A 26,434-nucleotide genomic window follows, 5' to 3' on the forward strand; every position below is an offset into this window, starting at 1 on the left:
AACCATCAAACCAACGGCAAACAAATCTCCGTCAGCAGCTCAGCAGGCGCAGTCTCCTTCGGGCTATTCAGATACTCCTCGAACACCGGCGCATCCGCAGCCTCACGCCCCGACTGCACGAGCCACGTTCCATACAACCACTCATAAGCCGCTCGCATATCGCTATACGGTCCCTTATGCCGCAACACCGCGTACTCCCCGCCTTTGACATGAGCCACCGAAACCGGCGAACTCACCGTCACCGACGCCTGAACCGGATGCGGCAACAACACCCCAGCCTTCGACCGCAACTCATCCTCAGCAATAACACCAGGATCGTCGTAGTAAATCCCGATCATGCGCATCTGCCCCGCCAGCAAATTATGTTTCGCCAACCAGCCGAACAGCCCATCGAACGCCTTGCCGATCTGCATGTACGGCCCGACGTGATCCACCGACAAAACCTCTATCGGCTCCACGTGACGAATCACCACTTCACGCATCGTCATTTGATCGTCTCCTAAAAGTGCCGGACGAAACCGGCTATGCGTACCCTGCTTGCGATACTGCGCCGGCGGAATGCCAAAAACCGTGCGGAAGGTGCGAGTGAAAGACTGCAAACTGCTATAGCCCGAGCGATCGGCAATTTCAGCGATCGGCATCGAACCGTTCGCCAGATATCCCGCCGCGCGATGTAACCGCAAACGCCGCACGGTCGTCGCAACAGTCTCGCCATACATCGCCTGAAAGATGCGATGCCAGTGATACGGCGACATGCAGGCGATTTGCGCGAGACGATCGATATCCAGCGGTTCGTCGAGATGATCGTAAATATGGTCCAGCACGCGGCCCAGCCGAGTTTCGTAGCGCGCCCGATTGTCCGATTGGTTCATGACTAAGTGGCCAACAAAGAGAAGATTGCTGAAGGGATGCGAACCAAAGTACCACGTCCCCATTTACCAAATCCTGCGAACTTCACACATCGCGCGTGAACGGAATTAAGCGCCCACTGACACAATCGCGCCCGAACTTTGCCGAATTTCGATAACACCTCGAATAATGGCTCACTACCATCGGCTGAAGCCTGTCCGCTCATGCACCGCAAAACCTTGCAGCGCCGAGCAAGCGGCAACATCAGGAGCGCCCGATGAAATCAGAGTCCAAAAGTCAGCACGTCGGTAAGGTCACGCATCATGAGTTGAAGCAGACGCTCGGGACGTGGCAACTGTGGGGGATCGCGGTCGGTCTGGTCATCTCCGGCGAGTATTTCGGCTGGAGCTACGGCTGGGCGAGCGCCGGCACGCTTGGCTTCGTCATCACGGCGGTTTTTATTGCCGCGATGTACACCACCTTCATTTTTAGTTTCACCGAACTCACCACATCGATTCCGCATGCGGGTGGCCCATTCGCCTATGCGCGCCACGCTTTTGGCCCAACCGGCGGCTATCTGGCGGGCGCGGCGACGTTAGTCGAATTTGTCTTTGCGCCACCCGCAATTGCACTCGCGATCGGCGCCTATCTGCACGTTCAGTTTCCAGGTCTCGAACCGAAACACGCTGCAATGGGCGCGTATCTCGTCTTCATGGCGCTGAATATCGTCGGTGTACAGATCGCTGCGGCCTTCGAGTTGTGTGTGACGCTGCTCGCGATCTTCGAATTGCTGGTGTTCATGGGCGTCGTGTCGCCGGGGTTCCAGTGGGCGAATTTCACGAAAGGCGGCTGGTCCGGCGCGGACACCTTCAGCATGGGCTCGTTCCACGGCATGTTCGCAGCGATTCCCTTCGCGATCTGGTTTTTCCTCGCGATTGAAGGCGTGGCGATGGCCGCCGAAGAAGCCAAGAATCCCAAGCGTTCGATTCCGATCGCCTATGTCGCCGGCATTCTGACCTTGGTTGTGCTCGCCATCGGCGTGATGGTGTTCGCTGGCGCTGCTGGCGACTGGACCAAGCTGTCGAACATCAACGACCCGTTGCCGCAGGCCATGAAGTTCATTGTCGGCGAACATAGCGGCTGGATGCATATGCTGGTGTGGCTCGGCCTGTTCGGACTCGTCGCGTCGTTTCACGGCATCATCCTCGGATACTCGCGGCAGATCTTCGCGCTGGCCCGCGCGGGTTATCTGCCGGAGTGGCTCTCCAAGGTACATCCGCGCTTCAAGACGCCGCATCGCGCGATCATCGCGGGTGGCGTGGTCGGCATCGCCGCGATTTATAGTGATGAGCTGATCCAGTTCGGCGGCCAGACGCTGACAGCGAACATCGTGACGATGTCCGTATTTGGCGCTATCGTGATGTATATCATCAGCATGTTGTCGCTGTTCAAGCTGCGCCGCTCGGATCCGAACATGGAACGCCCGTTCCGCGCGCCGCTGTTTCCGTTCTTTCCGGCGTTCGCGCTGGTGGCCGCGGTGATTTGTCTGGCAACGATGGTCTACTTCAATTTCCTGGTGGCCGTCGTGTTCGCGATTTTCCTCGCGCTCGGCTACGTCTACTTCCTGTTGACGCGCCATCAACGCGAGGCAGCACCGGCAGACGCTTTGCTCGAAGAGTGACGGATCGAGCCGCTGCGCAAGCGGCGATGGAGTCGTAGAGATGAGCTACACCGAGACAATCGGCAGCCGCACGTATCGCTTTGCCGACCTGAAAACCTTGATGGCGAAGGCCAGTCCGCAGCGTTCCGGCGACCAGCTCGCGGGCGTCGCGGCGGCAAGCGAAGAAGAGCGCGTCGCGGCCAAGATGGCGCTCGCGCAGGTGCCGCTGCGCACGTTTCTCAACGAAGCATTGATCCCGTACGAAAGCGACGAGGTCACGCGCCTGGTGATCGACGATCACTCGCCGCAAGCGTTCGCCGAGATCTCGCATCTGACGGTCGGCGATTTCCGCAACTGGCTGTTGAGCAGCACAACCGATGCCGACGCGCTCACGCGTATCACCACCGGCCTCACGCCGGAGATGGTCGCTGCAGTCTCGAAGCTGATGCGCAATCAGGATCTGATCGCGGCGGCGCGCAAACGTCCGGTGATTACGCGCTTTCGCAATACGATCGGCTTGCCCGGTCACATGTCGGTGCGTCTGCAACCGAATCATCCGACCGACGACGTCAAAGGTATCGCGGCATCGATGCTCGATGGCCTGATGTACGGCTGCGGCGACGCGATGATCGGCATCAATCCGGCCAGCGACAATCTTGCCGCGATCACCAAGCTATTGCTGATGATCGACGATTTCCGCCAACGCTATCAGGTGCCCACGCAATCGTGCGTGCTGACCCACGTCACGAACACTATCGCGGCAATTGAGAAAGGCGCACCGGTCGATCTCGTGTTTCAGTCGATTGCCGGGACAGAGAAAGCGAACTCGGGTTTCGGTATTTCGCTTGCGTTGTTGCAGGAAGCGTATGAAGCGGGGTTGTCGCTGAAACGCGGCACCGTCGGCAATAACCTGATGTATTTCGAAACCGGTCAGGGCAGCGCTTTGTCGGCCGATGCCCATTTTGGTGTCGATCAACAGACGTGCGAAGTGCGCGCCTACGCAGTGGCGCGCAAGTTCAATCCGTTTCTGGTCAACACCGTGGTCGGCTTCATCGGACCAGAGTATCTGTACGACGGCAAGCAAATCACGCGCGCTGGTCTTGAAGACCACTTCTGCGGCAAGCTGCTCGGCGTGCCGATGGGTTGCGACATCTGCTATACGAATCACGCCGAAGCCGATCAGGACGATATGGACAATCTGCTCACGCTACTCGGCGTGGCGGGCATCAATTTCATCATGGGCATTCCGGGTGCGGACGATGTGATGCTCAATTATCAAAGCACGTCCTTTCACGATGCCCTGTACGTGCGCGATGTGCTCGGCCTGCGCCGCGCTCCGGAATTCGAAGAATGGCTGGAGTCCATGCAGATCACGGACGCGCGCGGCGCGTTGCTGAGCGCATCGTCACAGCAACCGCTGCTGCAAGGCGCGAATGACTGGATAGGCATCGCATGAGCGACTTCCTCGAAAAGAATCCATGGAACGCGTTGCGGCAGTTCACCAATGCTCGTATCGCGTTGGGCCGTGCGGGCAACAGTTTGCCGACCGCACCGTTGCTCGCGTTCAACCTGTCGCACGCGCAGGCGCGCGACGCAGTGCATCATCCGCTCGATACGGACGTGCTGCACGAACAACTGCGCGCGCAAAGTTTCACCACACTGGATGTGCATAGCGCTGCGCCCGATCGCGAGCATTATTTGCGGCGTCCGGATCTCGGCAGGCGGTTGAGCGATGAGAGCCGCGAGACGCTGAAGCAACTTCCAGTCGATTCACCCGAAGTGGTCTTCGTGATCGCCGATGGCCTCTCTGCATTCGCCGCATCGAAGCAATCGATTCCGCTGCTGCAAGCCGTTTGCACGAAACTCACGGATTGGAAGATCGGCCCCGTAGTAGTCGCGCGCCAGGCCCGAGTCGCGCTCGGCGACGAGATCGGCGAACTGCTCAACGCCAAGTTGATTGTGATGTTGATCGGCGAACGACCAGGTTTGAGTTCGCCCGATAGTCTCGGCATCTATTTGACTTACGCGCCGAAAGTGGGCTGCAGCGATGCGCAACGTAACTGCATTTCCAACGTGCGGCCTGAAGGTCTTAACTACGAGTCAGCGGCACACAAGTTGCACTATCTGCTGACGCACGCAAGACGCCTGAGTCTCACGGGCGTTGGTTTGAAAGACGATAGCGACGCGCTGCTAGCGAGTACGCCGACAACGCCCGCAGTCGGCGACGACTCAAACTAGGCACGATACAGACACGCTAAGCATCCGCCCGTTCCACCGGATGCGTCCCCAACCACGCGTTCTCTTCATCCTCGAAGAGTCGCGAGCGCGTCAAAAACCGCAACCCGCTCGGCCGTTCCAAAGAAAACATCCCGCCATTCCCCGGCACCACATCGATGATCAACTGCGTGTGCTGCCAGTATTCGAACTGCGATTCGCTCATATAGAACGGCACGCCGGCAATCGTGCCGAGTTTCACATCGGACGAGCCGACCATGAACTCACTCTGAGGGAACATCATCGGCGCGCTGCCGTCGCAGCATCCGCCGGATTGGTGAAACAGCACGGCCCCGTGTTCCGCGCATAGCTTATCGATCAACTCGACCGCAGCAGGCGTGGCGATCACGCGGGCTACTTCCTTCTCATCAGCCATCACATGCCCTCGTTGAAAAAGAGCGAGCCGCGCAATGCGGCCCACTCGTACAGGGTTGTTACGCTCAGAAGAAACCGAGCGGCTTATCGCTATAGCTGACGAGCAGGTTCTTGGTCTGCTGATAATGATCGAGCATCATCTTGTGATTTTCGCGGCCGATGCCCGATTGCTTGTAGCCACCGAACGCAGCATGCGCAGGATACGCGTGATAGCAATTGGTCCACACCCGGCCCGCCTGAATGTCCCGGCCGAAGCGATAGGCGCGCGTACCGTCGCGCGTCCACACACCGGCTCCCAGACCGTAGAGCGTATCGTTGGCGATTTCGAGCGCTTCTTCTTCGTTCTTGAAAGTCGTCACGGAAACGACCGGTCCGAAGATTTCTTCCTGGAAGATGCGCATCTTGTTGTGACCGCGGAATACGGTCGGCTTTACGTAGTAGCCCTTGCTCAGTTCGCCACCGAGCGTATTGCGCTCACCGCCGATGAGACACTCCGCGCCTTCCTGCTTGCCGAGATCGACGTACGAGAGGATTTTCTCCAGCTGTTCTTGGGAGGCTTGTGCACCGATCATCGTCTTCGTGTCGAGCGGATGGCCTTGCGTAATCGCAGCCACACGCTTCAACGCGCGCTCCATGAAGCGGTCGTAAATCTTTTCATCGATCAGCACCCGCGACGGACACGTGCACACTTCGCCCTGATTCAGCGCGAACATCGTGAAGCCTTCGAGCGCCTTGTCGAAATAGCTGTCGTCCGCGTTCATCACGTCGGCGAAGAAAATGTTCGGGCTCTTGCCGCCGAGTTCGAGCGTCACCGGAATGATGTTCTGGCTCGCGTACTGCATGATCAGGCGGCCGGTCGTCGTTTCGCCCGTGAACGCGATCTTCGCGATGCGCTTGCTCGACGCGAGCGGCTTGCCGGCTTCGAGGCCGAAACCGTTCACCACGTTCAGCACGCCTGGCGGCAGCAAATCGTGGATCAGTTCGAGCAGCACGAGAATCGACGCAGGCGTTTGCTCGGCCGGTTTCAGCACGACGCAATTGCCGGCGGCCAGTGCAGGCGCGAGCTTCCACACCGCCATCAGGATCGGGAAATTCCACGGAATGATCTGGCCGACCACGCCGAGCGGCTCATGGAAGTGATACGCGACGGTGTCGTCGTCGATCTGGGAGAGCGAGCCTTCCTGTGCGCGCACGGCGCCGGCGAAATAGCGGAAATGATCGATGGCTAGCGGGATATCAGCCGCCATCGTTTCGCGTAGCGGCTTGCCGTTGTCGATCGTTTCTGCCACGGCGATGCGTTGCAGATTCGCTTCCATCCGGTCGGCGATACGGTTCAGGATGTTCGCGCGTTCGGTAGTCGACGTCTTGCCCCACGCTGCCTTCGCACGATGTGCGGCGTCGAGGGCGAGTTCGATATCGGCTTCGCGTGAACGCGGGATCGACGTGAACGGCTCGCCGGTGATCGGCGAGACGTTGTCGAAGTACTCGCCGCCCACCGGTTTCACCCATTCGCCGCCGATAAAATTCCCATACTGTTTTTTGTAGGGGAATTCGGTAGTCAGAAACTGCATCTCTGCGTGATTCATCTGTGTGCTCCTCACATGTTTGAATGGGCTATATTCGGCGCGATATTTCGCTGACCGCGACAGACTAGAGCCAGAACTGTGCCAATGCACCGCGCTGGTGAGTTGTGCACGCGCAGCAGGCACGCCCGCAGGCATGGCGCGTAGACCTGTTCACCTTGTCAAACGATGAACGTCTCGTTTCTGATCAGTGTGCGCAGCCCTGTTCATGAATTGAACAGGGCGTGAGCATGTGCGGTCGCGGTCAAAGGAATGTAAGGCGCGAATCCGTTCGGCATGGGAATTGCCTTCCAGATCTGCTCAATACTTCGATTTCGTAGATCCGGTATGACGATTGACTTCCGAACCGACGGCCTGACAGCACCGACGTACGCGCAACAGCCGAGCTTTTGCGTGCAGACCTGCGTCGCCTACGACGCCGACGAGCAGGCGCGCAACCTCCATGGCTGGAGCCAGACCTACGACCAGCTGACCGCGGGCCGCTTCGTCGGCGGTTTGACGGAGTTGTGCCTCGACCACATGCAGGTGTTCGTCGAAACTACCAGCCATACGCTGCGGCAGACCTGCGAGGTGCAGGAGGACGCCTACTGGTTCGGCATTCCGACTTGCCCCGAGGGATCCGGTCGTATCGACACGCAGGTGATCGCGGCCGATGCGCTCGCATTTCGTCCTGGTGGGATCGAATTCGAATTGCTGACTTCGGCGGGCTACGAGATTTTCGGTGTGGTGGTGAAGGGTGAAGTGCTGCGCCGCTACGCAGCCGAAGTGGAGCGCGTCGGTCTGGCCGACCATCTGCCGAACACGGAAGTCGTGCAGATCGGCACGGCTCGCAAGGAGCGCTTGTGCGCATCGCTGCGCCAGCTTCTCGACGACGGCGCGGAGAACGGCGCGCCGCTGTCCTCATTCGCACGCAACAATTTGCAGGCGTCGGTGCTGGCGTCGCTATTCGATGTGGGCGCGTTGCCTGCCGCCGAGCAGGTTGCGATGCCCACGCGTGGGCGACGTCAGTCGATCGTGGCTGAAGCGCGCGAGTATGTGCTGGCCAATCGCGAGCGCGCGATCAACGTGCCGGAGTTGTGCGAGCGCTTGCATGTCAGCCGCCGCACGTTGCAATACTGCTTTCAGGACATACTCGGTATGGCGCCCGCCACGTATCTGCGCACGATCCGCCTGAACGGCGCGCGACGCGATCTGTGCAACGCGTCGCGCGAATCACGTTCGGTTCAGGATATCGCCGCAGCGTGGGGCTTCTGGCATTTGAGCCAGTTTGCAACCGACTACCGGAAGCTGTTCGGCGTCCGTCCGTCGGAGACCTTGAAGGCCGCCAACGGACGCCTCGACGAACGCGCGTACTTGTTCGCACATTGAGCGTGCCGGCGTCGGGACGCTATTTGCGCAACAGCCGCAAGCCATTCGCCACCACCAGCAGGCTCGCGCCCACATCGGCGAATACGGCCATCCACATCGTGCCCAGACCCATCATCGTCAGCACAAGGAAGACGCTCTTGATGCCGAGCGCCAAGGTGATGTTCTGCACCAAGACCGAATGCGTCGCCTTCGACAGTCGGATGAACTGCGGGATCTTGCGCAGATCGTCGTCCATCAAGGCAACGTCGGCGGTTTCGATCGCGGTGTCGGTACCCATCGCGCCCATCGCGAAACCGATGTCGGCGCGCGCCAGGGCGGGGGCATCGTTGATGCCGTCGCCGACCATGCCCACCGTCGCGCCTTCCTGCGACCACTGCGCCACCGCGTTCAGCTTGTCTTCCGGCAACTGATTGCCGCGCGCTTCGTCGATACCGACTTGCCGCGCGATCGCGGCGGCCGTGTGCGGGTTGTCGCCGGTGAGCATGGCGGCGCGCACGCCGAGGCGCTGCAACTCGGCAATGGCGGCGCGGCTCGTGTCCTTCACTGTATCGGCGACGGCGAATAGCGCGAGCACGCGTTCGGCATCCACCAGCATCACGACGGTTTTGCCTTGTCCCTCGAGCGTATCCAGCCGCGCTTCGAGCGACGCCGAGCAGCGTCCGAGTTCTTCGACCAGCCGATGATTGCCGAGCCAATACGGCAAGCCGTCGATGTCGCCGCGCACACCGCGTCCGGCCAATGCCTCGAACGCCTCGACCGTGGCGCTGGCGCTAGCGATGCTGTCGCTTTTCGCCGCTGCCGCGATCGCCATCGACACGGGATGATCCGAGCGGCCCGCAAGGCTCGCCGCGAGCGTCCTGCAACGAACGACGTCAATGTCGGCCAACATTTCGAACTCGGTTTGCACCGGCTTGCCGTGCGTGATCGTGCCGGTTTTGTCGAGCGCAAGCCAGCTCAGCTTGCGGCCCTGTTCGAGATAGGCGCCGCCTTTGATCAGGATGCCTTTGCGCGCGGCAGCCGCGAGGCCGCTGACGATCGTCACCGGCGTCGAGATCACCAGGGCGCACGGACACGCGATCACCAGCATCACCAGCGCCTTGTAGACCCATTCGTGCCACTGTCCGCCGAACAGCAGCGGCGGCAGCACCGCCACGGCGAGCGCGGCGGCGAACACGATCGGCGTGTAGACGCGCGCGAACTGATCGACGAAACGCTGCGTCGGCGCTTTGGTGCCTTGTGCTTCCTCGACCGCGTGAATGATGCGCGCGAGCGTGGTGTTGCTGGCCGCGGCCGTGACGCAATAGTCGAACGATCCGGCCTGGTTGATCGTGCCGGCGAACACCGCGTCGCCCACGGTCTTGTCGACGGGCAGGCTTTCACCGGTGATCGGCGCCTGATCGACGCTTGAGCGACCCGCGACGATTTCGCCATCGAGCGCGATCCGTTCACCTGGCTTCACGCGTACCACCGCGCCGAGCGCGATCGCCTTGAGGTCCATAAGACGCCAGCTGCCGTCCGCCTGCTGCACGCTCGCCTGTTCGGGCGTGAGCTGCATCAAGCCTTGGATGGCATTGCGGGCGCGGTCGAGTGACTTCGCTTCGATCAGTTCGGCGATCGTGAAGAGCACCATCACCATCGCCGCTTCCGGCCACTGCTGCAGGATCAGCGCGCCGGTTACGGCAATGCTCATCAGCGCGTTGATGTTGAGGTTGCCGTTGCGGATCGCGACCCAGCCCTTCTTGTACGTTGTGAGGCCGCAGGAGGCGATCGCGAGGAGCGCCAGACCCGCTGCCAGCCAGACGGGGGCGCCAAGCCAGCCCGCGGCCTCTGAGCCCACCGCAGCGATGCCTGCGAGCGCCAGCGGCCACCACGGCTTGGCCGGCGCGTGAGGGGCGGCGGCTGCCGTGTCCGGGTTCGCGTCTGCCAGTTCAGGCGTGAAGTCGAGCGAACGGATCGCGGCGAGAATCGTTTCGAGGGCGTCCGGCGCGTGCACGACGGTCAACACGCGCTGCATCAGGTTGAAGTCCATGCTGCGCACGGACGGCATGCGGCTGAATTTCTTGCGGATTAGTGCTTCTTCGGTCGGGCAGTCCATCTGCATGATGCGGATCGCGGTGCGAAGGTCGCTACCGACGGCTTCCGATTGCGGGAGCTTGACCGGCGCGGCTGCGGTGTGCGCCGTTCCGCAGCAGGCTGCCTCGCCGTGGCTGTGGGCGTGTGCGTGACCGTGGTCGTTCGCTGCGTCGCCATGGCTGCAGCTTTCACCGTGCTCGTGGGCGCCTTCACGAGCACCCGCTTCATGGCCGGCACCGCAGCTTTCGCTATGACCGTGGCCATCGGCGTTTTCGTCGGCATGGTCATGGACATGCCCGTCATGCCCGTGGGCACAGGCTTTGGTCCGTTCCGGGCGGTCCGCTTCGGCGAGGTTGGCGTGAGGCATAGGTGGCTTCCTGGTTCGATTTGTGGTCTAGTAAACACCCTGAAGCCACTACAAGGTCAAGGCCGTATTCCGGAGGGACCATGAAAATTGGCGAACTGGCGAAAATCGCCCATTGCACGACCGAAACCATCCGTTTCTACGAAAAAGAGGGCCTGTTGCCCGAAGCGGAGCGCACCGAGGCCAATTACCGCAGCTATTCGGCCAGACACGTCGAACGGCTTCGCTTCATCCGCAATTGCCGCGCGCTCGACATGACCCACGACGAAATCCGTGCGTTGCTGCGTCTAACAGACGCACCGGCAGACGGCTGCGGTGGCATCAATACCTTGATCGACGAGCACATTGCGCACGTCGACACGCGTATCGACGAATTGAAGCAACTGAAAGCGCAGCTGACCACGCTGCGCGAGCAATGCCACGGCGAACAGGCCGTTGAAGACTGCGGCATCGTCCAGGGCCTCACCGAAATGGACGTGAGCGCCACGCGTGCGCGGCATACGCATCTGGGTTGACGCGCTCTGCCCGTACTGCCGGCGGCGTTGACCACGACAGTGACAGCATTCACGGCTGGGCCATTTATCCGGCCTACCCAATAAACAATCGAATCCAGTTGGAGAATCAACGTGTTTACCTGTAGAAACCAGCCCTGCGGCGAGCAGTGGGAAATGTCGGACGTCGTCATCAAGAATGAAGGGCAGGGACTCCTGTTCCGTTGCCCGATGTGCGGCGCGCGCAACTACGTCGAACGTTTCGACGCGGAAGATGGCACGGTGCTGTACGAGCAGATCGAAGGCCGTCCCGCCACCGGCCCCATGGCCGAATAGTCCCTGGCCTTCAGTCTCTGCAGCCTCTTCAGTCGATAGCGAGCCCTCACCCTATGAACACTCCCACCCAAGCTGGCGCGCCGTTTAGCCAGCTACCGCTACCGCCCGCCACGCTTGCCAACCTGACGCAGCTCGGCTATGTCGAGATGACGCCGATTCAGGCCGCGAGCCTGCCGATCGCGTTGGCCGGTAACGATCTGATCGCCCAGGCGAAGACCGGTAGCGGCAAAACGGCGGCGTTTTCGCTGGCGCTGCTCAACCGCCTCGATGTGCGCAACTTTGCCGTGCAGGCGATGGTGCTGTGCCCGACGCGCGAACTCGCCGACCAGGTCACGCAGGAAATCCGCCGTCTCGCGCGCGCCGAAGAAAACATCAAGGTGCTGACGCTGTGCGGCGGTACGCCGATGCGTCCGCAGACCGCCAGCCTCGAACACGGTGCGCATATCGTCGTCGGTACGCCAGGCCGGATCATGGATCACCTCGAGCGCGGCAGCCTGCCGTTGCAGTCGCTCAACACGCTGGTGCTCGACGAAGCCGACCGCATGCTCGACATGGGTTTCTTCGACGATATCGCGACCGTCGTGAAGCAATGCCCGAAAGAGCGGCAAACGCTGCTGTTCTCCGCGACGTACCCGGAAGGCATCGTCAAACTCAGCCAGCAATTCCTGCGTAATCCGAAGGAAGTGAAGCTCGCCGAGCGGCACGACAACACCAAGATTCGTCAGCGCTTCTATGAAGTGACTGAAGACCAGCGTCTGCATGCCGTCGGTTTGCTGCTGAACCATTATCGTCCGGTGAGCACGCTGGCGTTCTGCAACACCAAGCAACAGTGCCGCGATCTACTCGACGTGCTGCGCGCGCAGGGTTTTCATGCGCTCGCGCTGCACGGCGAACTCGATCAGCGTGAACGCGATCAGGTGCTGATCCAGTTCGCGAACCGCAGTTGCTCGGTGCTGGTCGCCACGGACGTTGCCTCACGCGGTCTGGACATCGCGGAGCTGGAAGCGGTGATCAACGTCGACGTGACGCCGGATCCGGAAGTGCACGTGCACCGCATCGGCCGCACGGGTCGCGCCGATCAGGAAGGCTGGGCGCTGAGTCTCGCCAGCATGAACGAGATGGGCCGCGTGGGCAGTCTCGAGCAGGCGCAGAAGCGTGAAGTCGAATGGCACAAGCTGGCGGATCTCAAACCGGCGAGCAACGAGCGGCTCCTGCCGCCGATGGAAACGCTGCAGATTCTCGGCGGCCGGAAGGAAAAGATTCGTCCGGGCGACGTGCTCGGCGCGCTGACCGGTGAAGCAGGTTTCGCCGGTTCGCAGATCGGCAAGATCAACGTGACCGAAATGTCCACCTATGTGGCCGTGGAGCGCAGCGTCGCGCGCGAAGCATTGCGCAAGCTCAGCGGGGGCAAGGTGAAGGGCAAGAAGGTCAAAGTCCGCATGATGGACGACGCCTGATCGTCGATCGGTTTGCTTTTGACGGCTGCGACCGCCTGGTCGCAGCCGGGTTGGTCTGCAGCACCACTGCGCGCTGTCGTAGCAAATAGCAGCAAATCGCAACTTCACATCACCGCCCCGCATCACATTACGTCATACCTCGGCTGTTTTCCGTGCGTCCCGCGCGCCTGCATTTCTCCCGCTAACCCCCCGATTTCATTGCCTTAGCCTGCTCCAGCACGGCATTGCGCGCGCCATGACGTAAACGCATGCCGCGCATGACAAAGTTTCGATTGTGACGGTTCTTTGGCTGATGCCTAATCATCGAACCGGATGGGACCGCCGCGCTGTGGGCAGTCCGCGAATCCGCTGCCGGATGGAGAAAGGGAGAAAGCCTTATGCAGAGCGCCATGCAAGCCCGCTCAAAACTGCCTGATGTAGGCACGACGATTTTTACCGTGATCGGCCAACTGGCCGCGCAATACGATGCACTGAACCTGTCGCAAGGTGCGCCGAATTTCGCGCCCGACGCGAAACTGATCGACGGTGTCGCGCAAGCCATGCGCGCCGGGCACAACCAGTACGCGCCGATGGCCGGCATCGCCGCCCTGCGCGAAGCGCTCGCCGACAAGGTCGAGACGCTGTACGGCGTGCGCTACGACCCGTCGAGCGAAGTCACGGTGATTGCCAGCGCCAGCGAAGGGCTGTATTCGACGATCAGCGCGTTGGTGCATCCGGGCGACGAAGTGATTTACTTCGAGCCGTCATTCGATAGCTACGGCCCGATCGTTCGCCTGCAAGGTGCAACGCCGATCCCGATCAAACTGTCGCTCACCGATTTCCGCGTGGACTGGGACGAGGTCGCCGCCGCGATCACGCCGAAGACGCGCATGATCATCATCAACACGCCACACAACCCGACCGCGACGGTGTTCAGCGAGGCTGACATTGCGCGACTGAAGGCGGTGACGCGCAACACCGACATCGTGATTCTCGCCGACGAAGTCTACGAACACGTGGTGTTCGACGGCGCTAAACATCAAAGCATGGCCTGCGATTCTGAACTCGCTGAACGCAGCGTGATCGTGTCGTCGTTCGGCAAGTCGTATCACGTGACCGGTTGGCGCGTCGGCTATTGCCTCGCGCCCGCCGCGCTCATGGACGAGATTCGTAAAGTCCATCAATTCATGGTGTTTTCTGCTGATACGCCGATGCAGTACGCGTTTGTCGATGCGCTGGCCAATCGCGAGAGCTATCTCGGCCTGTCCGCGTTCTATCAGAAGAAGCGTGATCTGCTCGCCCATGCGCTGCGCGAGTCGCGCTTCGAGTTGTTGCCGAGCGAAGGCAGCTTCTTCATGCTCGCGCGTTTCCGCGGTTTCTCCGCAGAAAGCGATAGCGACTTCGTGCTGCGCCTGATTCGCGATGCGCGTGTCGCGACGATTCCGCTGTCGGCGTTTTACACCGACAGCACGGATTCCGGTTTGATCCGCTTGAGCTTCTCGAAGGACGACGCGACCTTGATCGAAGGCGCGCGGCGTTTGTGCGAAATCTGATTCGCCGGTCGCGCGAGGTTGTCGCGTCGACTGCATGAAGACCTGATCTGATCGCAGAAGGACACGATCAGATCAACGGCCGCGTGAACCGGCAGCATTTTTGACAGCAGTATGATCGTCGCGCGGTCACGTCGTTACGCATCAGCGCGCAGCATGCTGCGTTACAACAATATCGAAGGAAAAGGGACCCGTTATGAAATTGCTCAAGCCTCTATTGGCGCTGGCCTGCGCATTCGCGTCGATTGCTGCATCGTCAGCCGCGATCGCCGCCGACACCTCGACGCTGCGTTTCGGACTCGAGGCGCAGTATCCGCCGTTCGAATCGAAAGGGCCGAACGGTGAGTTGCAAGGTCTCGACATTGAAGTCGGCAATGCCGTGTGCGTCGCTGCGCATATGACATGCAAATGGGTTGAAACCTCGTTCGATGGTTTGATTCCCGCGCTGCAAGGCCGCAAGTTCGACGCGATCAATTCGGCCATGAACGCCACTGAGCAGCGCCGTCAGGCGATTGATTTCACGACCGTCGTGTATCGCGTGCCGACGCAACTGATCGCGAAGCGCGACAGCGGTTTGCTGCCGACGCCGGCATCGTTGAGGGGCAAACGCGTCGGCGTGTTGCAGGCGTCGATTCAGGAAACCTTCGCGAAGGCGCATTGGGAACCGGAGGGCGTTACTGTCGTGCCGTATCAGGATCAGAACCAGGTCTACACGGATCTCCTGGCGGGCCGACTCGATGCAACGCTCGTTCTTGCGCCGGCCGGCCAGACGGGATTTCTGTCGAAGCCTACCGGCAAGGACTACGCGTTCGTCGGGCAGCCGGTGCGCGATGACAAGATTCTCGGCAGCGGCATCGCCTACGGGATTCGCAAGGGCGACACCGCGCTCCGTGATCAGCTGAACGCGGCGATCGCGAAGGTCCAGGCCGACGGCACCGTGAAGACGCTGGCCGCGAAGTATCTCGGCAATATCGACATCACGCCGAAGTAACTTATTGACCGTATTAGTGACTGTGTGCGGCGGGTGCCGCTTGACGATCGGCGCCGCGAAATTCGTTCTCGGCGTCGATCATGCGGCGCTTGAGCATCGGCACGTTATTCACCACACGCAAGCTCGTGCGCATGGCGCTCAACGCCATTCGTCCGACCACCGGCCGATGCAACGCGCCGCGCGCGTCGAACTGCTTGCGCGATTCCGCGACCGCGTGAAAACCGTAGCGACGCATTTCCTCTTCGTAACCTGCTACGGCGTCGTGGCTCGACAGCTTGCCCTGTTGTGCGTCGGCGAGACGCGCAGCGAGTAGCGCGGCATCGCGCAACGCGGTATTCGCACCGACGCCGCGGCCCGGCGTCATCAGATGCACTGCGTCACCCAGGACCGTGACGTTGGTGGTCGGCCATGCGTCGACAGGCACCGACGTGCGCACGTCGACGCTGAAGGTGGTGGAAGGATCCGATGCGCGAATCAGGGCGCGCAGATTGGGATGCCAGCCATCGGTGATCTGCGTTGCGAGCGCGAGTAATGCGGCCGGTCCGAGCGGTTTGGGATCGGCCGGCAAGTTGTGCAGTGCGCCCCAGACGCCCCACATCAGATAGTCGCGCGTGTTGTCGTAGAGCAATCCGGGCCAGCGCGAGAGCAACTCGCCGTCGCTGCTGCCGATGCCTTCTTTCATTCCGCCGCCGTCCGCGCGCCACGGAAATTCCATCACATGGATGATGCCGCCATAGCCCTTCGGCGCGTTGATTAGCGTCATGCCGTCGAGCACCTTGGGCGGCAGCAGCGCGCGTGAGGTTTCGTCCATCGGCACCTTCGCGCCGATGCTGACGATGCCGGTGTTTTCAAGCCGCGCGTGCGGTAGAAGTTGGCGGCGCACCTTCGAACGCGCGCCGTCCGCACCGACCAGCAGATCGGCAGTCACGTGCGTGCCATCCGCGAAATGCGCGGTGACGCTGCCGTCGTCGTTCTGCTCGTACGACGTGAATGTCTTGTCGAAGTGCACTTGCGCTTCGAGACCGGTCAGCAGGACTTGCCTGAGCGTCATCCGGCTGACCGATTTGCCGCCGCTCATCGATTCGTCTTCGAGTGGCACCGTGAGCAATTCAGTCATGCGCTCGGTCAGGATGTTGAAGCGGCCGGGTGTGCGCGCGCAGGTCGCGAGAAAGGTCGCATAGAGTTCCGGCGGAAGACACGATTCCAGCGACGCGAGCCCGTGCGGATTGATGCCGACGCGATAGCCCTGCAAACCGTCCGCGCGCGTGCGGTCGCGTTCGTAGACATTCACGTTGATGCCGGCGCGCTTCAACCCGTGCGCCAGACAGAGGCCGCCGGTGCCGGCTCCGATCACGATCACATTCATGGGTTCACGGTTCATGACTTCGCCTCTTTCTTTGTGGCTGGTTGCGCCGGCCTGTACTTGTATTCGCCGGCCGGCAGCGTGAAACGCTGAGCAATTTCTTCGAGCCATTCCTGGCTCCAAGTCAGCGTGCCGGTTTTCAGATCAGCCACCACGCTGCGAACCCAGTCCAGTTCGACAACCAGTTGCGCACGCACCAGTTCGCCTTCGAGCAGGAACAACCGCGGCACTTGCATCTCGGTGGCTTGTGCGGAGGTTTCATCGAGCCGGACCAATTCCCGTTCGAGCGCGTCGACGCGGGTATCGAGCTGACGGCACACGTCGTCAGGCGAGAGCAGTGGCAGGAACGAGAGCGCGGCCGGAAAGGCCGGGAAATCGCGCGCAGGCTGCGCAAGCTGCTCGCGCAGCCACAGACGGCCGGTGTCGCGACCGGCTTCGGTGATTTCATAGACCGTGCGTTCGGGGAACGCGCCGTCGCGCTCCGTTTCGCGGATGGCGATCAGGTCGCCGCGCAGCAGGCGATCGATGGTTTGGTACAGGCTGTTGCGCTGGCCGACGTTGATGACCTCGTCTTTGCCGCGTGCCTTGATGAGCTGCTGCATCCGGTACGGATGCATCGGCGCTTCGGTAAGCATGGCGAGGACGGCGAGAGCGAGCGGAGAGTGGCGGACCATAGTTAAAGTGGCTGCAGGCTAGTCTTTGTTGATCTAGTCATAATATAACTATGTGTTTTGAGATTGGCAAGCGCGGAATGTCGGGGGTTCCTGCGGGCGCGATGCTTCTGGCTCTGGTCCGTGGCGGTTTGGACCGTTACGATGGGGTTCGCGCCGACTGTGCACAGGCGACGAAGTTGTGAGGGAATAAAGCGCATGACCGAGGAGCACACGATGAGCGGGACGAATGACAGGAGTGATGCAGCGGTGATGGCTGCGGCGCCGAAGTTCTGGCGTAATGACGCGTTGCCGTTCATCGAGGCGCGTTCCATCGAAGACGGCCGCGAGGTCTGCTATGCCAAGCACTCGCACGAGACGTTCTCGATCGGCGCGGTCACCGGCGGGCGTAGCGTGTACGTGAATCGTCAAGCGAGTGAATGGATCGGCGCCGGTGCGGTCGTGATGATGAATCCGGACGACGTGCACGCGTGCAACCCGGTTGCCGACGAGCGCTGGTCGTATCGGATGCTGCATGTGGATATCGATTGGTTTACGGCTCTGCAGCACGACCTGGGTTTCAGCGACAACCACGCGTTTCGCGCTTTCTCACAGACCATGACGATGGACCCGGCATTGTTCGACGGTTTGAACCGTCTCTACGCGATCCTCGTCGACGACAACAGCGAGCCCATGCGCAAGGAAAGCGCTGCGCTCACGTTCTTCTCGGAAGTCCAGCAGAAGTTGAATCCGGCGCCCTTGCCGGATCACGACGCGAGCGGTCAACTCGCGCGAGCTGCGGAATTCATCGCCGAAAATTGCACCCGCCCGCTGAAGCTGGAGGATGTCTGCGAGGCGGCTGAGCTTTCCGCATCGCACTTGATCCGCGCGTTCAAACAGCGTTACGGCATGACGCCGCACGCGTATCTAATCAACCGACGCATCCAGTTCAGCCGCGCGCAACTCCGGCGCGGCCACCCGATCGCGGATGTCGCGCTCGATGCGGGCTTCGCCGATCAGGCGCATTTGCAGCGGACGTTCAAGCGGCTGGTCGCGGCAACGCCGGGGCAGTATCGCAGTTGAATTGCGGACGCGTGTTTCGCGTCACGCTATCAGCAGATACAACGCGCTAGCTGCGAGCAAAGTCGCCATCACACGATTGAACAATCTCACGCGCTTCGGCTCCTGCAAGTATCGACGCAGGAACGTGCCGGCATACGCCCAGCTGGCAATCGACAGATAGCAAACCACGAAGTACACGACGGTGAATTGCCAGACGAGCCGGCCATCGCCATCGGCCGCGTAGGCACCCATCCCGGCTAGCGACGCGAGCCACGCCTTCGGATTGAGCCATTGCATCGCTGCGCCGTAGGCGAAGGAGGGTCCGCGGATGGGCTTGTCTGCGCCGAGCTTGCCGTCATCGACGGCGAGTTTGTAGGCCATGTAAAGCAGGAACCCGACGCCGGCCCATTTAACGATATCGATCAGATTGGGGAAATGCGCGAGCAGCGCATGCAGACCGAGACCGATGAGCAACAACAGCAGCGTGAAACCAACGGTCGCGCCGGTTACATGACGCATGCTTGCTGCGAACCCATGCTGTGCGCCGGCGCTAAGCGCGACGACATTGACCGGCCCGGGAGAAATCGACGAGGCCAACGCGAAGGCGGCCATGGAGAGTAAGACGGTCATCTGATGCCTCGATACGTGAGTGCGCAGGATTTGCGACGCTCAACGGTATCGGGCAGTGGGGTGGGGCGTATTGAAGGAAATGACTTTCAGTGAAGCGTCGCCGCAGCGCCGCAGCACTTCTTGAATTTCTTGCCGCTGCCGCAAGGACACGGGTCGTTGCGGCCGACCTTGGGTTCGGTGCGCTGCATCGCGGCGAGCTTCCGCTCATGCACGGCCTGGCGGTGCGGAAGCCAGTAACGATAGATCGCGGCGACACTGGCGGGAATCTGTTTGGTGAGGGCTTCATGCTTTTCCGGCGTGTTGCTCAACTGCGCCTCTTCCAGCGTCAACTCCTCGGAGCCCAACAGGTGTAGCGGATCCAGCCATGCCCGGCCCTGCTCGCTATCGAACAACGGTTGCCAATCTGCCCGAACTAGCGCGAGGCCCTGCATGAAGCCGAAAGCCCACGCTTCGCCGTCGATGTATTCGCGGCCGCTCTCGTCAACGCGGATGAAGCCAAACACCGGTTCGAACTCATCGGGGTCATCTTCCAGGCAGGTAATGATGCCGTTCATGTTCCGCAAGATCAGCCCGAGAATGTGCTGCGCCTGATCCGTTGTTTCGAACGCAGGCGCGTCATTCTCGCTGGGGCCCCAGACGCCCGGCAGCCAGTAACTCGGCGGCACAGTAGTCGGCCCGATGGCCAGCGCGGTCAGATAGCCGTCGAGTCCCTCGATCGTCAGTGTCTCTTCCGACGTTACGTCGGAAATCAGGAACTCATCGAGTTCGTCGAACTCTTCTTCGGAGAGCGGCGTAGCCAGATCGGCGGGGTTGAGTTTTGATTTGGACATAGCGAGGCTCCGGCGCTTCGAATCTTGGGTCCCGATGGTGTCGGGGGAATGCGGAGTCGATTTGCTCACACTGAGCCGGCGCCGCAAAGCAAAAAGCCCAGTCGCAAGGACCGGGCTTTTTGTTGAATCTTTGGTGGGGCGTGACAGATTCGAACTGTCGACCTACGGATTAAGAGTCCGCTGCTCTACCAGCTGAGCTAACGCCCCAAACAGAAGCGAAATTATGCAGTAACTTTCCGAGATTGCCAACCCCCTTTAGCAGATTTCTTAAAAAATCTGAGAAGGGCGGCGACCCGGCACCCGCGCTGCCGGCCGCTACGCACCGGGACGGCGCGCGGCTCACCGTCCCGGTATCATGTCGCGGACACCTGCCGCGCGAAGCGTCGCGCGGCTTTCGACCGGGGACCGCCATGGATGACAAAGAGATTAACGAGCTGCTCGACCGCATCCTCGCGCCCTGGGTCCGCGCGCTCACGCTGACCCCGGTCAAGGTCGACGAAGAAAGTGCGACGTTGCGCCTGCCGTTTTCCGGCGGGCTACGTCATTCAGGCGGCGTGATCTGCGGCCAGGTCTTCATGGCGGCCGCCGACACGGCAATGATCGTCGCGATTTCGGCCGCGCTTGGCGGCTTCAAACCGATGAGTACCGTCTCGCTCAACATCAGTTTCATGCGCGCGGTCCGCAACGGCGACGTGCTGATCACCGCGCGCGTACTGCGCATGGGTCGCAATCTCGTGTTCGGCGAAGTCGAGTTATTCGACGAAGCCGGCAACATGGCCGTCCACGCCACCACCACCTACGCGCTGCTCGACTGACACCTGAAACGGGCCAGCAAGCTGTGTTAGAGGAAAAAGCCAAGATGTTCGATCAGGTCGTATTCGCCGGCGGCGGCAATCGCTGCTGGTGGCAGGCGGGATTCTGGGACGTGGTGCAGCCGGAGCTGGATATCCGTCCGCGCGTCATCGCTGGCATTTCGGCCGGCGCCGCCACCGCGTGCATGCTCTACACGCGCGATTCCGACTGGGTCATGCGCTATTACGAAGACGCGTTGCGCCACAACACCCGCAATGCCTACTGGGGCAATCTGCTGCGTGGCGAATCGGTGTTTCCGCATTACCGGATCTACCGGCAAGCGCTGCTCGATATCTACCGCGACAAATTTTCCACGCTTGCCGACGCGCCGGAAATCCGCATCGGCGTGTCGCACCTGCCGCGCTGGCTTGGCGCGCGCAGCGCTGTTGCCGCGGGTCTGATCGCGTACAACATCGAAAAGTACGTGCGCAAAACGCTGCATCCGACCTTGGGTCAGACGCTCGGCTTTCATCCGGAATTCGTGCGAGCGCAGGATTGCGCGACCGTCGAGGATCTCGCCGATCTGATCCTGCAATCGTCGAGTACGCCGCCGTTCACGCCGGTCTTACGGCGTAATGGCCGGCCGGTGCTCGACGGCGGGATGGTCGACAACGTGCCGGTCGGCGCGCTGGACGCCGATGCGCCCGGCAACGTGCTGGTGATGGTCACGCGCCTTTATCCGCGGCCGCAGATGTTCGTCGTGCCACACGGCGTGCAGCAACGGCTCTACGTGCAGCCGTCGCGCAAGGTGCCGATTTCGAGTTGGGATTACACGAGCCCATCGCAGATGGTGCACGCGTACAACCTCGGCCGCGCTGACGGCGAGACCTTTCTGGAACGCATGCCCGATCTGCTGGAAGCCGGCGCGCACGAAGTGCGCTGAGGTGACCGCCTAGCGCCGACGCCCGCCCTGCAACGCTTCCGGATTCGCCACGCTGGACGTGTCGCCGGCGTCGAAAGCCAGAATGTTCTGGAATGCGGCGGTGAAATACAACTCGTAGCTCTCACGTTCCACGTAGCCGATGTGCGGCGTGCAGATCACGTTCTCCATGCGCAGCAGGCTGTAGCCCTGCAGAATCGGCTCGCTTTCGTAGACGTCGATCGCGACCATCCCCGGACGGTTGTGCGACAACGCATTGACGAGTGCGTTGTCGTCGAGCAATTCGGCCCGGCTCGTATTCACGAGCAACGCGGTCGGCTTCATCCGCATCAGGTCCTCCTGCTTGACGATGCCGCGCGTGTCGTCATGCAGTCGCAGGTGCAACGACAGCACATCGCTTTGTTCGAACAACGCCTCGCGGCTCTCGGCCACGGCATAGCCGTCCGCGCGCGCCGCTTCGCGCGAATGTTCGCGACCCCAGATCAGCACGTTCATGCCGAATGCCTTGCCGTACCCGGCAAGCAACCGGCCGATCTTGCCGTAACCCCAAATCCCCAGCGTCTGACCGCGCAGTACCTGGCCCAAACCGAAGTTCGGCGGCAGCGCCGATGTCTTCAAACCGGACTGCTGCCAGGCCCCTTGCTTAAGGTTTGCTACGTATTGCGGAATCCGGCGTTGAGCGGCCATGATGAGGGCCCACGTCAGTTCGGCCGGCGCGATCGGTGAGCCGCTGCCTTCCAGGACGGCAATGCCGCGCTCGGTACAGGCTGCCAGATCGATATGGCTGGAGACTTTGCCGGTTTGGCTGATCATGCGCAAACGTGGCAATTTATCGAGTAGTTGCGAGCTAATGCGGGTGCGTTCGCGAATCAGGACGAGTGCGTCGACTTCGGAAAGACGGCTCGCCAGTTGGCCGAGACCGCGGACGGTGTTGTTGAAAACCTTGACTTCATGGTCGGCCAGCAATTGAAAGCAGTCGAGCTTGCGGACGGCGTCCTGGTAATCGTCGAGGATGGCAATCTTCATGGTATGTGTCTTGCGGCGCACCATAGCGGTGCGGAACCGAGTGTTATGCTGACTGTCCCACCATGTGGCCTAGGTCACATGCCGGTCTGGCTGAATGCCTTACCGTAGAAGCTGCCGCGTAGACGGCAGCGCCACGGCAAGGCCGATTGACATCGTTTTTAACAGTTTGTTGCACGTTGAGGCAAGTCGCTTTACAGACGGTTGCAGAAGGCCGTCGGCGGAAACCTCCGCGCAACACGCTGTGTAGCCCATGATGACCTGCACAAATTACGCGTCGGCTTGCAGGAATGTCGTCGCGATGAATTGAACGCCTCTCGCATGCAGCGTCACTGGGCTTGTACCGTTTTTCTATTGCTTTCAAAACGGAGACAGGTCGATGAATCATCCCTCATTCGAAGGACAGCCCACTATCGAGGCGTCCGCAGGGGCGCCCGAGTGGGTCAAACACCGAAAACTGATCGAGTGGGTCCAGCGCGTTGCCGCCGTGACCCAACCCGATCGAATCGTCTGGTGCGACGGCTCACAGGAAGAGTACGACCGGCTGTGCGCCCAGATGGTCGAAGCCGGTACCCTCAAGAAACTCAATCCCGCCAAACGTCCCAATTCCTATCTCGCATGGTCCGATCCATCGGACGTGGCGCGTGTCGAAGACCGCACCTACATCTGCTCGCAGCGTCGTGAAGATGCCGGGCCAACCAACAACTGGATTGAACCGGCTGAGATGCGCTCGACGCTCAACGGCCTTTTCGATGGCGCCATGCGCGGCCGCACCATGTACGTGGTGCCGTTCTCGATGGGGCCGCTCGGTTCGCCGATCGCGCACATCGGTGTCGAGTTGAGCGACAGCCCGTACGTGGTGACCAACATGCGCATCATGACGCGCATGGGTCGCAGGGTGTACGAGGTGCTGGGCGAAGACGGCGAGTTCGTGCCGTGCGTGCATTCTGTCGGCGCACCGCTCGCGGCGGGCGCGAAAGACGTGCCGTGGCCGTGCAACGACACCAAATACATCGTTCATTTCCCTGAATCGCGCGAAATCTGGAGCTACGGGTCGGGCTACGGAGGCAATGCATTGCTCGGCAAGAAGTGCTTTGCGCTGCGTATCGCGTCCACGATGGGCCGTGCCGAAGGCTGGCTCGCCGAACACATGCTGATTCTTGGCGTGACGTCGCCGCAAGGACATAAGCATCACGTCGCGGCTGCGTTTCCGTCGGCTTGCGGCAAGACCAATTTCGCCATGCTGATTCCGCCGGAAGGTCTGAACGGCTGGAAGATCTCGACGATCGGCGACGATATTGCATGGATCAAGCCGGGTAAGGACGGCCGCCTGTACGCGATCAACCCGGAGGCGGGGTATTTCGGCGTCGCGCCGGGCACGAGCGAAAAGACCAACTTCAACGCAATGGCCACGCTGAAGGAAAACGTCATCTTCACGAACGTCGCGCTGACCGACGACGGTGACGTCTGGTGGGAAGGCATGACTGACGAGCCGCCCGCGCACCTGGTCGACTGGCAGGGCAAGGACTGGACGCCGGCGAGCGCGAAGGAGAGCGGGCGCAAGGCTGCGCACCCGAACGCACGCTTCACGGCGCCGGCTTCGCAATGTCCGTCGATCGATGCCGACTGGGAGAACCCGGCGGGTGTCGCGATTGATGCGTTTATTTTCGGCGGCCGCCGTTCGACCACCGTGCCGCTCGTCACCGAAGCCCGCAACTGGGTCGAAGGCGTCTACATGGCGGCCACCATGGGCTCGGAAACGACCGCGGCGGCGGCGGGGCAGCAGGGCGTGGTGCGCCGCGACCCGTTCGCAATGCTGCCGTTCTGCGGCTACAACATGAGCGACTACTTCGGGCACTGGCTGAAAACCGGCGAGCGTCTCGAGAAACTGAACGCGAAGCTGCCGAAGATCTTCTGCGTCAACTGGTTCCGCAAGGGCGCGGACGGCAAGTTCGTCTGGCCGGGCTTCGGCGAGAACATGCGCGTGTTGAGCTGGATGGTCGGACGCATCGAAGGCAAGGCGCAAGGTGAAGAACACGCGTTCGGTGTGTCGCCGCATTATGAAGACATCGACTGGAGCGGCCTGGATTTCAGCCGCGAGCAATTCCAGCAGGTGATCTCGGTCGACGACGCAGCCTGGCGCGCCGAACTCACACTCCATACCGAGCTGTTTGACACATTGCAGCAAGGTCTGCCACCGGCTTTGGCGCAGACCAAGCTCGCACTCGAAGGAAAGCTCGCAGCCTGATAAGGTGAGTATTCACTTCGCACAGAAGCCGCCTTCGGGCGGTTTTTCTTTGCAGGTCCGACCCCGCATCGCGACTTTTCCTGATTTCACAATACTGAGACGACCTTTGCATCTGTTCGAACAAAAAAGACAGTGCAAGCTGCGGTGCAGCAGATTGTTGCTCTTGTCGGAACAATCGACGGTCGCGCCCCACACTGGGGAACACAGTCGCACAAATATCGACAATATTTCGTCTTTCACGGGCAACTTCTGCACGATTTCGCGAGTCGTAGGAGAATTCCAAGTTCGCTTCACTGGTTTTCACTAATTGTCAGGAAGCTGTAACACGGCAGGAGTTGTCTTATGGATCATTTGCAGTCGATGCGAGTTTTCGTCAAAGTGGCGGATCTCGGCAGTTTTGCCCGCGCTGCGAGCGCGATGGATATTTCCAACGCAGTTGCCACCCGTCACGTTGCCGATCTCGAAGGCCGTCTTGGTACGCGGCTGCTCAATCGCACAACCCGCAGCTTGTCTCTGACCGAATCCGGTCAGGTTTATCTCGAGCGTGCGCGCCAGATTCTCGACGAACTGGAAGACGTCGAGCAGATGGTGGTCGCGCGCAATCACGAACCCGTCGGCACGTTGCGAATAGTCGCACCGGTCGTGTTCGGGTTGCATAACTTGGCTCCCGTGCTGCAGACGTACGCTGAGCGCTATCCGAAAGTCATTCCCGATGTCACGCTGGTCGACCGTCAGGTTGATCTGGTCGAAGAAGGTTTTGACGTCGGTGTGGTGGTCACGCGGCAGATGCGCAGCGCGAGCATTGTCACGCGGCGTTTGACTACCGGTTGCATGACGGTGTGCGCGACGCCTGCGTATCTGGAAAAGCACGGCACGCCCACGCGTCCCGAGCATCTGCTCGAGCACCCGTGCCTGAGCTTGCCGTCCGAGTATTGGGGCGACGAGCGGGTCTTCACGGGCTCGGAAGGCGAAGTGCGCGTGCGGCCGGTTAACGTCATCGTGGCGAACAACACGGAAATGCTGCGGCAGTTCGCGCTGCTCGGCATGGGCATCGCGATTCTGCCGAGCTATCTGATTGGCCGCGACATGACGCGCGGCAGGCTCGTGCGTTTGCTCGGCGATTTCCGTTTGCCTCAGGTCGAGATCAACATCGCGTATCCGAGCCGCCGTCACTTGCCGGCGAAGGTGCGTACGTTCATCGATCATCTGGTCGAGCATTTCAGCCAGACGCCGAACAGTCTGCTCGGCGAGCAGTGGATCAAGGACGGGCTTGGCAGGCCCGCCACGTCCGCCGCGCTTGATTCCGCGGACCCCATGCCGCCGGAAGCGTTCGATGGCGCTGAGCCGCTGTCACGGCTGCTGGATAGCGAGTTATCGCCGCTGCCGAAGACTTTGGCAAAGACAACGAATCGTCCGCGGCCCACCGCTCTGTCGCCGCTGTAACTAGTCGGGCGAGGGTGCCGGCAGCGTTTGAGGTAAGCGCAGTCGGGCCGACAAATAAAAAGGCGCAGTCACAAAAGTGACTGCGCCTTTTTTATCGGCAAGT

At 61.1% G+C, this 26,434-nt stretch carries 23 protein-coding genes and 1 tRNA gene; 14 read left to right on the forward strand and 10 right to left on the reverse strand.

The genetic code is table 11. The features are described from left to right. Window positions 1-5: 5 nt before the first annotated feature. Entirely contained in the window at window positions 6-872 is an 867-nt protein-coding gene (locus PQQ86_RS00245; protein ID WP_408264012.1) for an AraC family transcriptional regulator, read from the reverse strand. Between the two features lie 254 nt (window positions 873-1,126). Here PQQ86_RS00245 and eat point away from each other — a divergent pair, with 254 nt between their 5' ends. From eat to eutC, 3 genes are read left to right on the forward strand one after another with little or no spacing between them, the layout of a single operon-like run. Beyond that, window positions 1,127-2,530 (forward strand): ethanolamine permease, encoded by a 1,404-nt coding sequence (gene eat / locus PQQ86_RS00250; protein WP_408264014.1) that lies wholly within the window; start codon window positions 1,127-1,129, stop codon window positions 2,528-2,530. Between the two features lie 40 nt (window positions 2,531-2,570). Next, a complete protein-coding gene (locus PQQ86_RS00255) occupies window positions 2,571-3,965 on the forward strand; it encodes an ethanolamine ammonia-lyase subunit EutB (protein ID WP_408264016.1) in 1,395 nt (464 codons plus the stop codon). Next, entirely contained in the window at window positions 3,962-4,747 is a 786-nt protein-coding gene (gene eutC / locus PQQ86_RS00260) for an ethanolamine ammonia-lyase subunit EutC (RefSeq protein ID WP_408264018.1), read from the forward strand. Before PQQ86_RS00255 ends, eutC begins: the two co-directional genes overlap by 4 nt. 16 nt (window positions 4,748-4,763) lie before the next feature. On the opposite strand, the gene PQQ86_RS00265 is transcribed toward eutC, so the two are convergent. Next, window positions 4,764-5,159 (reverse strand): DUF779 domain-containing protein, encoded by a 396-nt coding sequence (locus PQQ86_RS00265; protein ID WP_408264020.1) that lies wholly within the window; start codon window positions 5,157-5,159, stop codon window positions 4,764-4,766. Window positions 5,160-5,223: 64 nt separating this feature from the next. Continuing rightward, window positions 5,224-6,744 carry an aldehyde dehydrogenase gene (gene adh, locus PQQ86_RS00270; protein ID WP_408264022.1) on the reverse strand — a complete coding sequence of 507 codons (1,521 nt, stop codon included), beginning with the start codon at window positions 6,742-6,744 and terminating at the stop codon, window positions 5,224-5,226. A gap of 324 nt (window positions 6,745-7,068) precedes the next feature. Between adh and PQQ86_RS00275 the strand changes: the two genes are divergently transcribed. Further along, window positions 7,069-8,109 (forward strand): helix-turn-helix domain-containing protein, encoded by a 1,041-nt coding sequence (locus PQQ86_RS00275; protein ID WP_408264024.1) that lies wholly within the window; start codon window positions 7,069-7,071, stop codon window positions 8,107-8,109. 19 nt (window positions 8,110-8,128) lie between these two features. Here the strand turns inward: PQQ86_RS00275 and PQQ86_RS00280 are convergent, their stop codons facing one another. Continuing rightward, a complete protein-coding gene (locus PQQ86_RS00280; protein WP_408264026.1) occupies window positions 8,129-10,549 on the reverse strand; it encodes a heavy metal translocating P-type ATPase in 2,421 nt (806 codons plus the stop codon). An 80-nt stretch (window positions 10,550-10,629) separates the two neighbouring features. On the opposite strand from PQQ86_RS00280, the gene cadR reads away from it, so the two are divergent. From cadR to PQQ86_RS00305, 5 genes are all read left to right on the forward strand, one after another. After that, a complete protein-coding gene (cadR, locus tag PQQ86_RS00285; RefSeq protein WP_054037094.1) occupies window positions 10,630-11,061 on the forward strand; it encodes a Cd(II)/Pb(II)-responsive transcriptional regulator in 432 nt (143 codons plus the stop codon). 111 nt (window positions 11,062-11,172) lie between these two features. Beyond that, on the forward strand, window positions 11,173-11,373 hold the full coding sequence (locus tag PQQ86_RS00290) for a hypothetical protein (protein WP_408198982.1): 201 nt from the start codon (window positions 11,173-11,175) through the stop codon (window positions 11,371-11,373). A 53-nt stretch (window positions 11,374-11,426) separates the two neighbouring features. Beyond that, complete coding sequence (gene dbpA / locus PQQ86_RS00295) at window positions 11,427-12,830, forward strand: ATP-dependent RNA helicase DbpA (protein ID WP_093634610.1); 1,404 nt, start codon at window positions 11,427-11,429, stop codon at window positions 12,828-12,830. A 377-nt stretch (window positions 12,831-13,207) separates the two neighbouring features. Then, window positions 13,208-14,362 (forward strand): pyridoxal phosphate-dependent aminotransferase, encoded by a 1,155-nt coding sequence (locus PQQ86_RS00300; RefSeq protein ID WP_408264029.1) that lies wholly within the window; start codon window positions 13,208-13,210, stop codon window positions 14,360-14,362. Window positions 14,363-14,555: 193 nt separating this feature from the next. Beyond that, a complete protein-coding gene (locus tag PQQ86_RS00305) occupies window positions 14,556-15,350 on the forward strand; it encodes an ABC transporter substrate-binding protein (RefSeq protein WP_408264031.1) in 795 nt (264 codons plus the stop codon). A gap of 13 nt (window positions 15,351-15,363) precedes the next feature. Here PQQ86_RS00305 and PQQ86_RS00310 read toward each other — a convergent pair whose 3' ends face one another. After that, window positions 15,364-16,731 carry an FAD-dependent monooxygenase gene (locus PQQ86_RS00310; protein WP_408264032.1) on the reverse strand — a complete coding sequence of 456 codons (1,368 nt, stop codon included), beginning with the start codon at window positions 16,729-16,731 and terminating at the stop codon, window positions 15,364-15,366. Further along, window positions 16,728-17,387 carry a PadR family transcriptional regulator gene (locus PQQ86_RS00315; protein WP_408264033.1) on the reverse strand — a complete coding sequence of 220 codons (660 nt, stop codon included), beginning with the start codon at window positions 17,385-17,387 and terminating at the stop codon, window positions 16,728-16,730. Before PQQ86_RS00315 ends, PQQ86_RS00310 begins: the two co-directional genes overlap by 4 nt. A 213-nt stretch (window positions 17,388-17,600) precedes the next feature. Here PQQ86_RS00315 and PQQ86_RS00320 point away from each other — a divergent pair, with 213 nt between their 5' ends. Then, complete coding sequence (locus PQQ86_RS00320; RefSeq protein ID WP_408264034.1) at window positions 17,601-18,446, forward strand: AraC family transcriptional regulator; 846 nt, start codon at window positions 17,601-17,603, stop codon at window positions 18,444-18,446. Between the two features lie 21 nt (window positions 18,447-18,467). On the opposite strand, the gene PQQ86_RS00325 is transcribed toward PQQ86_RS00320, so the two are convergent. The 3 genes from PQQ86_RS00325 to PQQ86_RS00335 all read right to left on the reverse strand — a co-directional run bounded on the left by PQQ86_RS00325 (window position 18,468) and on the right by PQQ86_RS00335 (window position 20,092). Further along, window positions 18,468-19,055 carry a LysE family translocator gene (locus PQQ86_RS00325; protein WP_408264035.1) on the reverse strand — a complete coding sequence of 196 codons (588 nt, stop codon included), beginning with the start codon at window positions 19,053-19,055 and terminating at the stop codon, window positions 18,468-18,470. Window positions 19,056-19,141: 86 nt separating this feature from the next. Then, window positions 19,142-19,885 (reverse strand): UPF0149 family protein, encoded by a 744-nt coding sequence (locus PQQ86_RS00330; RefSeq protein ID WP_408264037.1) that lies wholly within the window; start codon window positions 19,883-19,885, stop codon window positions 19,142-19,144. A gap of 131 nt (window positions 19,886-20,016) precedes the next feature. Further along, window positions 20,017-20,092, reverse strand: a tRNA-Lys gene (locus PQQ86_RS00335). Window positions 20,093-20,295: 203 nt separating this feature from the next. Between PQQ86_RS00335 and PQQ86_RS00340 the strand changes: the two genes are divergently transcribed. Together PQQ86_RS00340 and PQQ86_RS00345 are read left to right on the forward strand one after the other, a co-directional pair. Beyond that, complete coding sequence (locus tag PQQ86_RS00340) at window positions 20,296-20,700, forward strand: PaaI family thioesterase (RefSeq protein ID WP_028197697.1); 405 nt, start codon at window positions 20,296-20,298, stop codon at window positions 20,698-20,700. A 44-nt stretch (window positions 20,701-20,744) separates the two neighbouring features. Further along, on the forward strand, window positions 20,745-21,620 hold the full coding sequence (locus PQQ86_RS00345; RefSeq protein WP_408264040.1) for a patatin-like phospholipase family protein: 876 nt from the start codon (window positions 20,745-20,747) through the stop codon (window positions 21,618-21,620). A 9-nt stretch (window positions 21,621-21,629) separates the two neighbouring features. Here PQQ86_RS00345 and PQQ86_RS00350 read toward each other — a convergent pair whose 3' ends face one another. Next, window positions 21,630-22,643, reverse strand: coding sequence for a D-2-hydroxyacid dehydrogenase family protein (locus PQQ86_RS00350; RefSeq protein WP_408264041.1), 1,014 nt, complete (start codon window positions 22,641-22,643; stop codon window positions 21,630-21,632). A gap of 376 nt (window positions 22,644-23,019) precedes the next feature. Here PQQ86_RS00350 and PQQ86_RS00355 point away from each other — a divergent pair, with 376 nt between their 5' ends. Together PQQ86_RS00355 and gvmR are read left to right on the forward strand one after the other, a co-directional pair. Beyond that, on the forward strand, window positions 23,020-24,888 hold the full coding sequence (locus PQQ86_RS00355) for a phosphoenolpyruvate carboxykinase (GTP) (protein WP_408264042.1): 1,869 nt from the start codon (window positions 23,020-23,022) through the stop codon (window positions 24,886-24,888). A gap of 342 nt (window positions 24,889-25,230) precedes the next feature. Then, window positions 25,231-26,331: a transcriptional regulator GvmR gene (gvmR, locus tag PQQ86_RS00360; RefSeq protein ID WP_097390881.1), complete on the forward strand. Its 1,101-nt coding sequence runs from the start codon at window positions 25,231-25,233 to the stop codon at window positions 26,329-26,331. Window positions 26,332-26,434 lie beyond the last annotated feature (103 nt).

The organism is Paraburkholderia sediminicola (assembly GCF_046026675.1).
Classification (GTDB): domain Bacteria; phylum Pseudomonadota; class Gammaproteobacteria; order Burkholderiales; family Burkholderiaceae; genus Paraburkholderia; species Paraburkholderia sediminicola_F.

Bases quoted from the DNA above. Each gene is read 5' to 3' on its own strand.
- PQQ86_RS00305 (WP_408264031.1), top strand. From the start codon at position 14,556: ATGAAATTGCTCAAGCCTCTATTGGCGCTGGCCTGCGCATTCGCGTCG.
- PQQ86_RS00245 (WP_408264012.1), bottom strand. From the start codon at position 872: ATGAACCAATCGGACAATCGGGCGCGCTACGAAACTCGGCTGGGCCGC.
- cadR (WP_054037094.1), top strand. From the start codon at position 10,630: ATGAAAATTGGCGAACTGGCGAAAATCGCCCATTGCACGACCGAAACC.
- PQQ86_RS00350 (WP_408264041.1), bottom strand. From the start codon at position 22,643: ATGAAGATTGCCATCCTCGACGATTACCAGGACGCCGTCCGCAAGCTC.
- PQQ86_RS00355 (WP_408264042.1), top strand. From the start codon at position 23,020: ATGAATCATCCCTCATTCGAAGGACAGCCCACTATCGAGGCGTCCGCA.
- PQQ86_RS00340 (WP_028197697.1), top strand. From the start codon at position 20,296: ATGGATGACAAAGAGATTAACGAGCTGCTCGACCGCATCCTCGCGCCC.
- PQQ86_RS00275 (WP_408264024.1), top strand. From the start codon at position 7,069: ATGACGATTGACTTCCGAACCGACGGCCTGACAGCACCGACGTACGCG.
- eutC (WP_408264018.1), top strand. From the start codon at position 3,962: ATGAGCGACTTCCTCGAAAAGAATCCATGGAACGCGTTGCGGCAGTTC.
- PQQ86_RS00330 (WP_408264037.1), bottom strand. From the start codon at position 19,885: ATGTCCAAATCAAAACTCAACCCCGCCGATCTGGCTACGCCGCTCTCC.
- PQQ86_RS00325 (WP_408264035.1), bottom strand. From the start codon at position 19,055: ATGACCGTCTTACTCTCCATGGCCGCCTTCGCGTTGGCCTCGTCGATT.
- PQQ86_RS00265 (WP_408264020.1), bottom strand. From the start codon at position 5,159: ATGGCTGATGAGAAGGAAGTAGCCCGCGTGATCGCCACGCCTGCTGCG.
- PQQ86_RS00315 (WP_408264033.1), bottom strand. From the start codon at position 17,387: ATGGTCCGCCACTCTCCGCTCGCTCTCGCCGTCCTCGCCATGCTTACC.
- PQQ86_RS00280 (WP_408264026.1), bottom strand. From the start codon at position 10,549: ATGCCTCACGCCAACCTCGCCGAAGCGGACCGCCCGGAACGGACCAAA.
- PQQ86_RS00300 (WP_408264029.1), top strand. From the start codon at position 13,208: ATGCAGAGCGCCATGCAAGCCCGCTCAAAACTGCCTGATGTAGGCACG.
- dbpA (WP_093634610.1), top strand. From the start codon at position 11,427: ATGAACACTCCCACCCAAGCTGGCGCGCCGTTTAGCCAGCTACCGCTA.
- PQQ86_RS00255 (WP_408264016.1), top strand. From the start codon at position 2,571: ATGAGCTACACCGAGACAATCGGCAGCCGCACGTATCGCTTTGCCGAC.
- eat (WP_408264014.1), top strand. From the start codon at position 1,127: ATGAAATCAGAGTCCAAAAGTCAGCACGTCGGTAAGGTCACGCATCAT.
- PQQ86_RS00310 (WP_408264032.1), bottom strand. From the start codon at position 16,731: ATGAACCGTGAACCCATGAATGTGATCGTGATCGGAGCCGGCACCGGC.
- PQQ86_RS00345 (WP_408264040.1), top strand. From the start codon at position 20,745: ATGTTCGATCAGGTCGTATTCGCCGGCGGCGGCAATCGCTGCTGGTGG.
- PQQ86_RS00320 (WP_408264034.1), top strand. From the start codon at position 17,601: ATGAGCGGGACGAATGACAGGAGTGATGCAGCGGTGATGGCTGCGGCG.
- adh (WP_408264022.1), bottom strand. From the start codon at position 6,744: ATGAATCACGCAGAGATGCAGTTTCTGACTACCGAATTCCCCTACAAA.
- gvmR (WP_097390881.1), top strand. From the start codon at position 25,231: ATGGATCATTTGCAGTCGATGCGAGTTTTCGTCAAAGTGGCGGATCTC.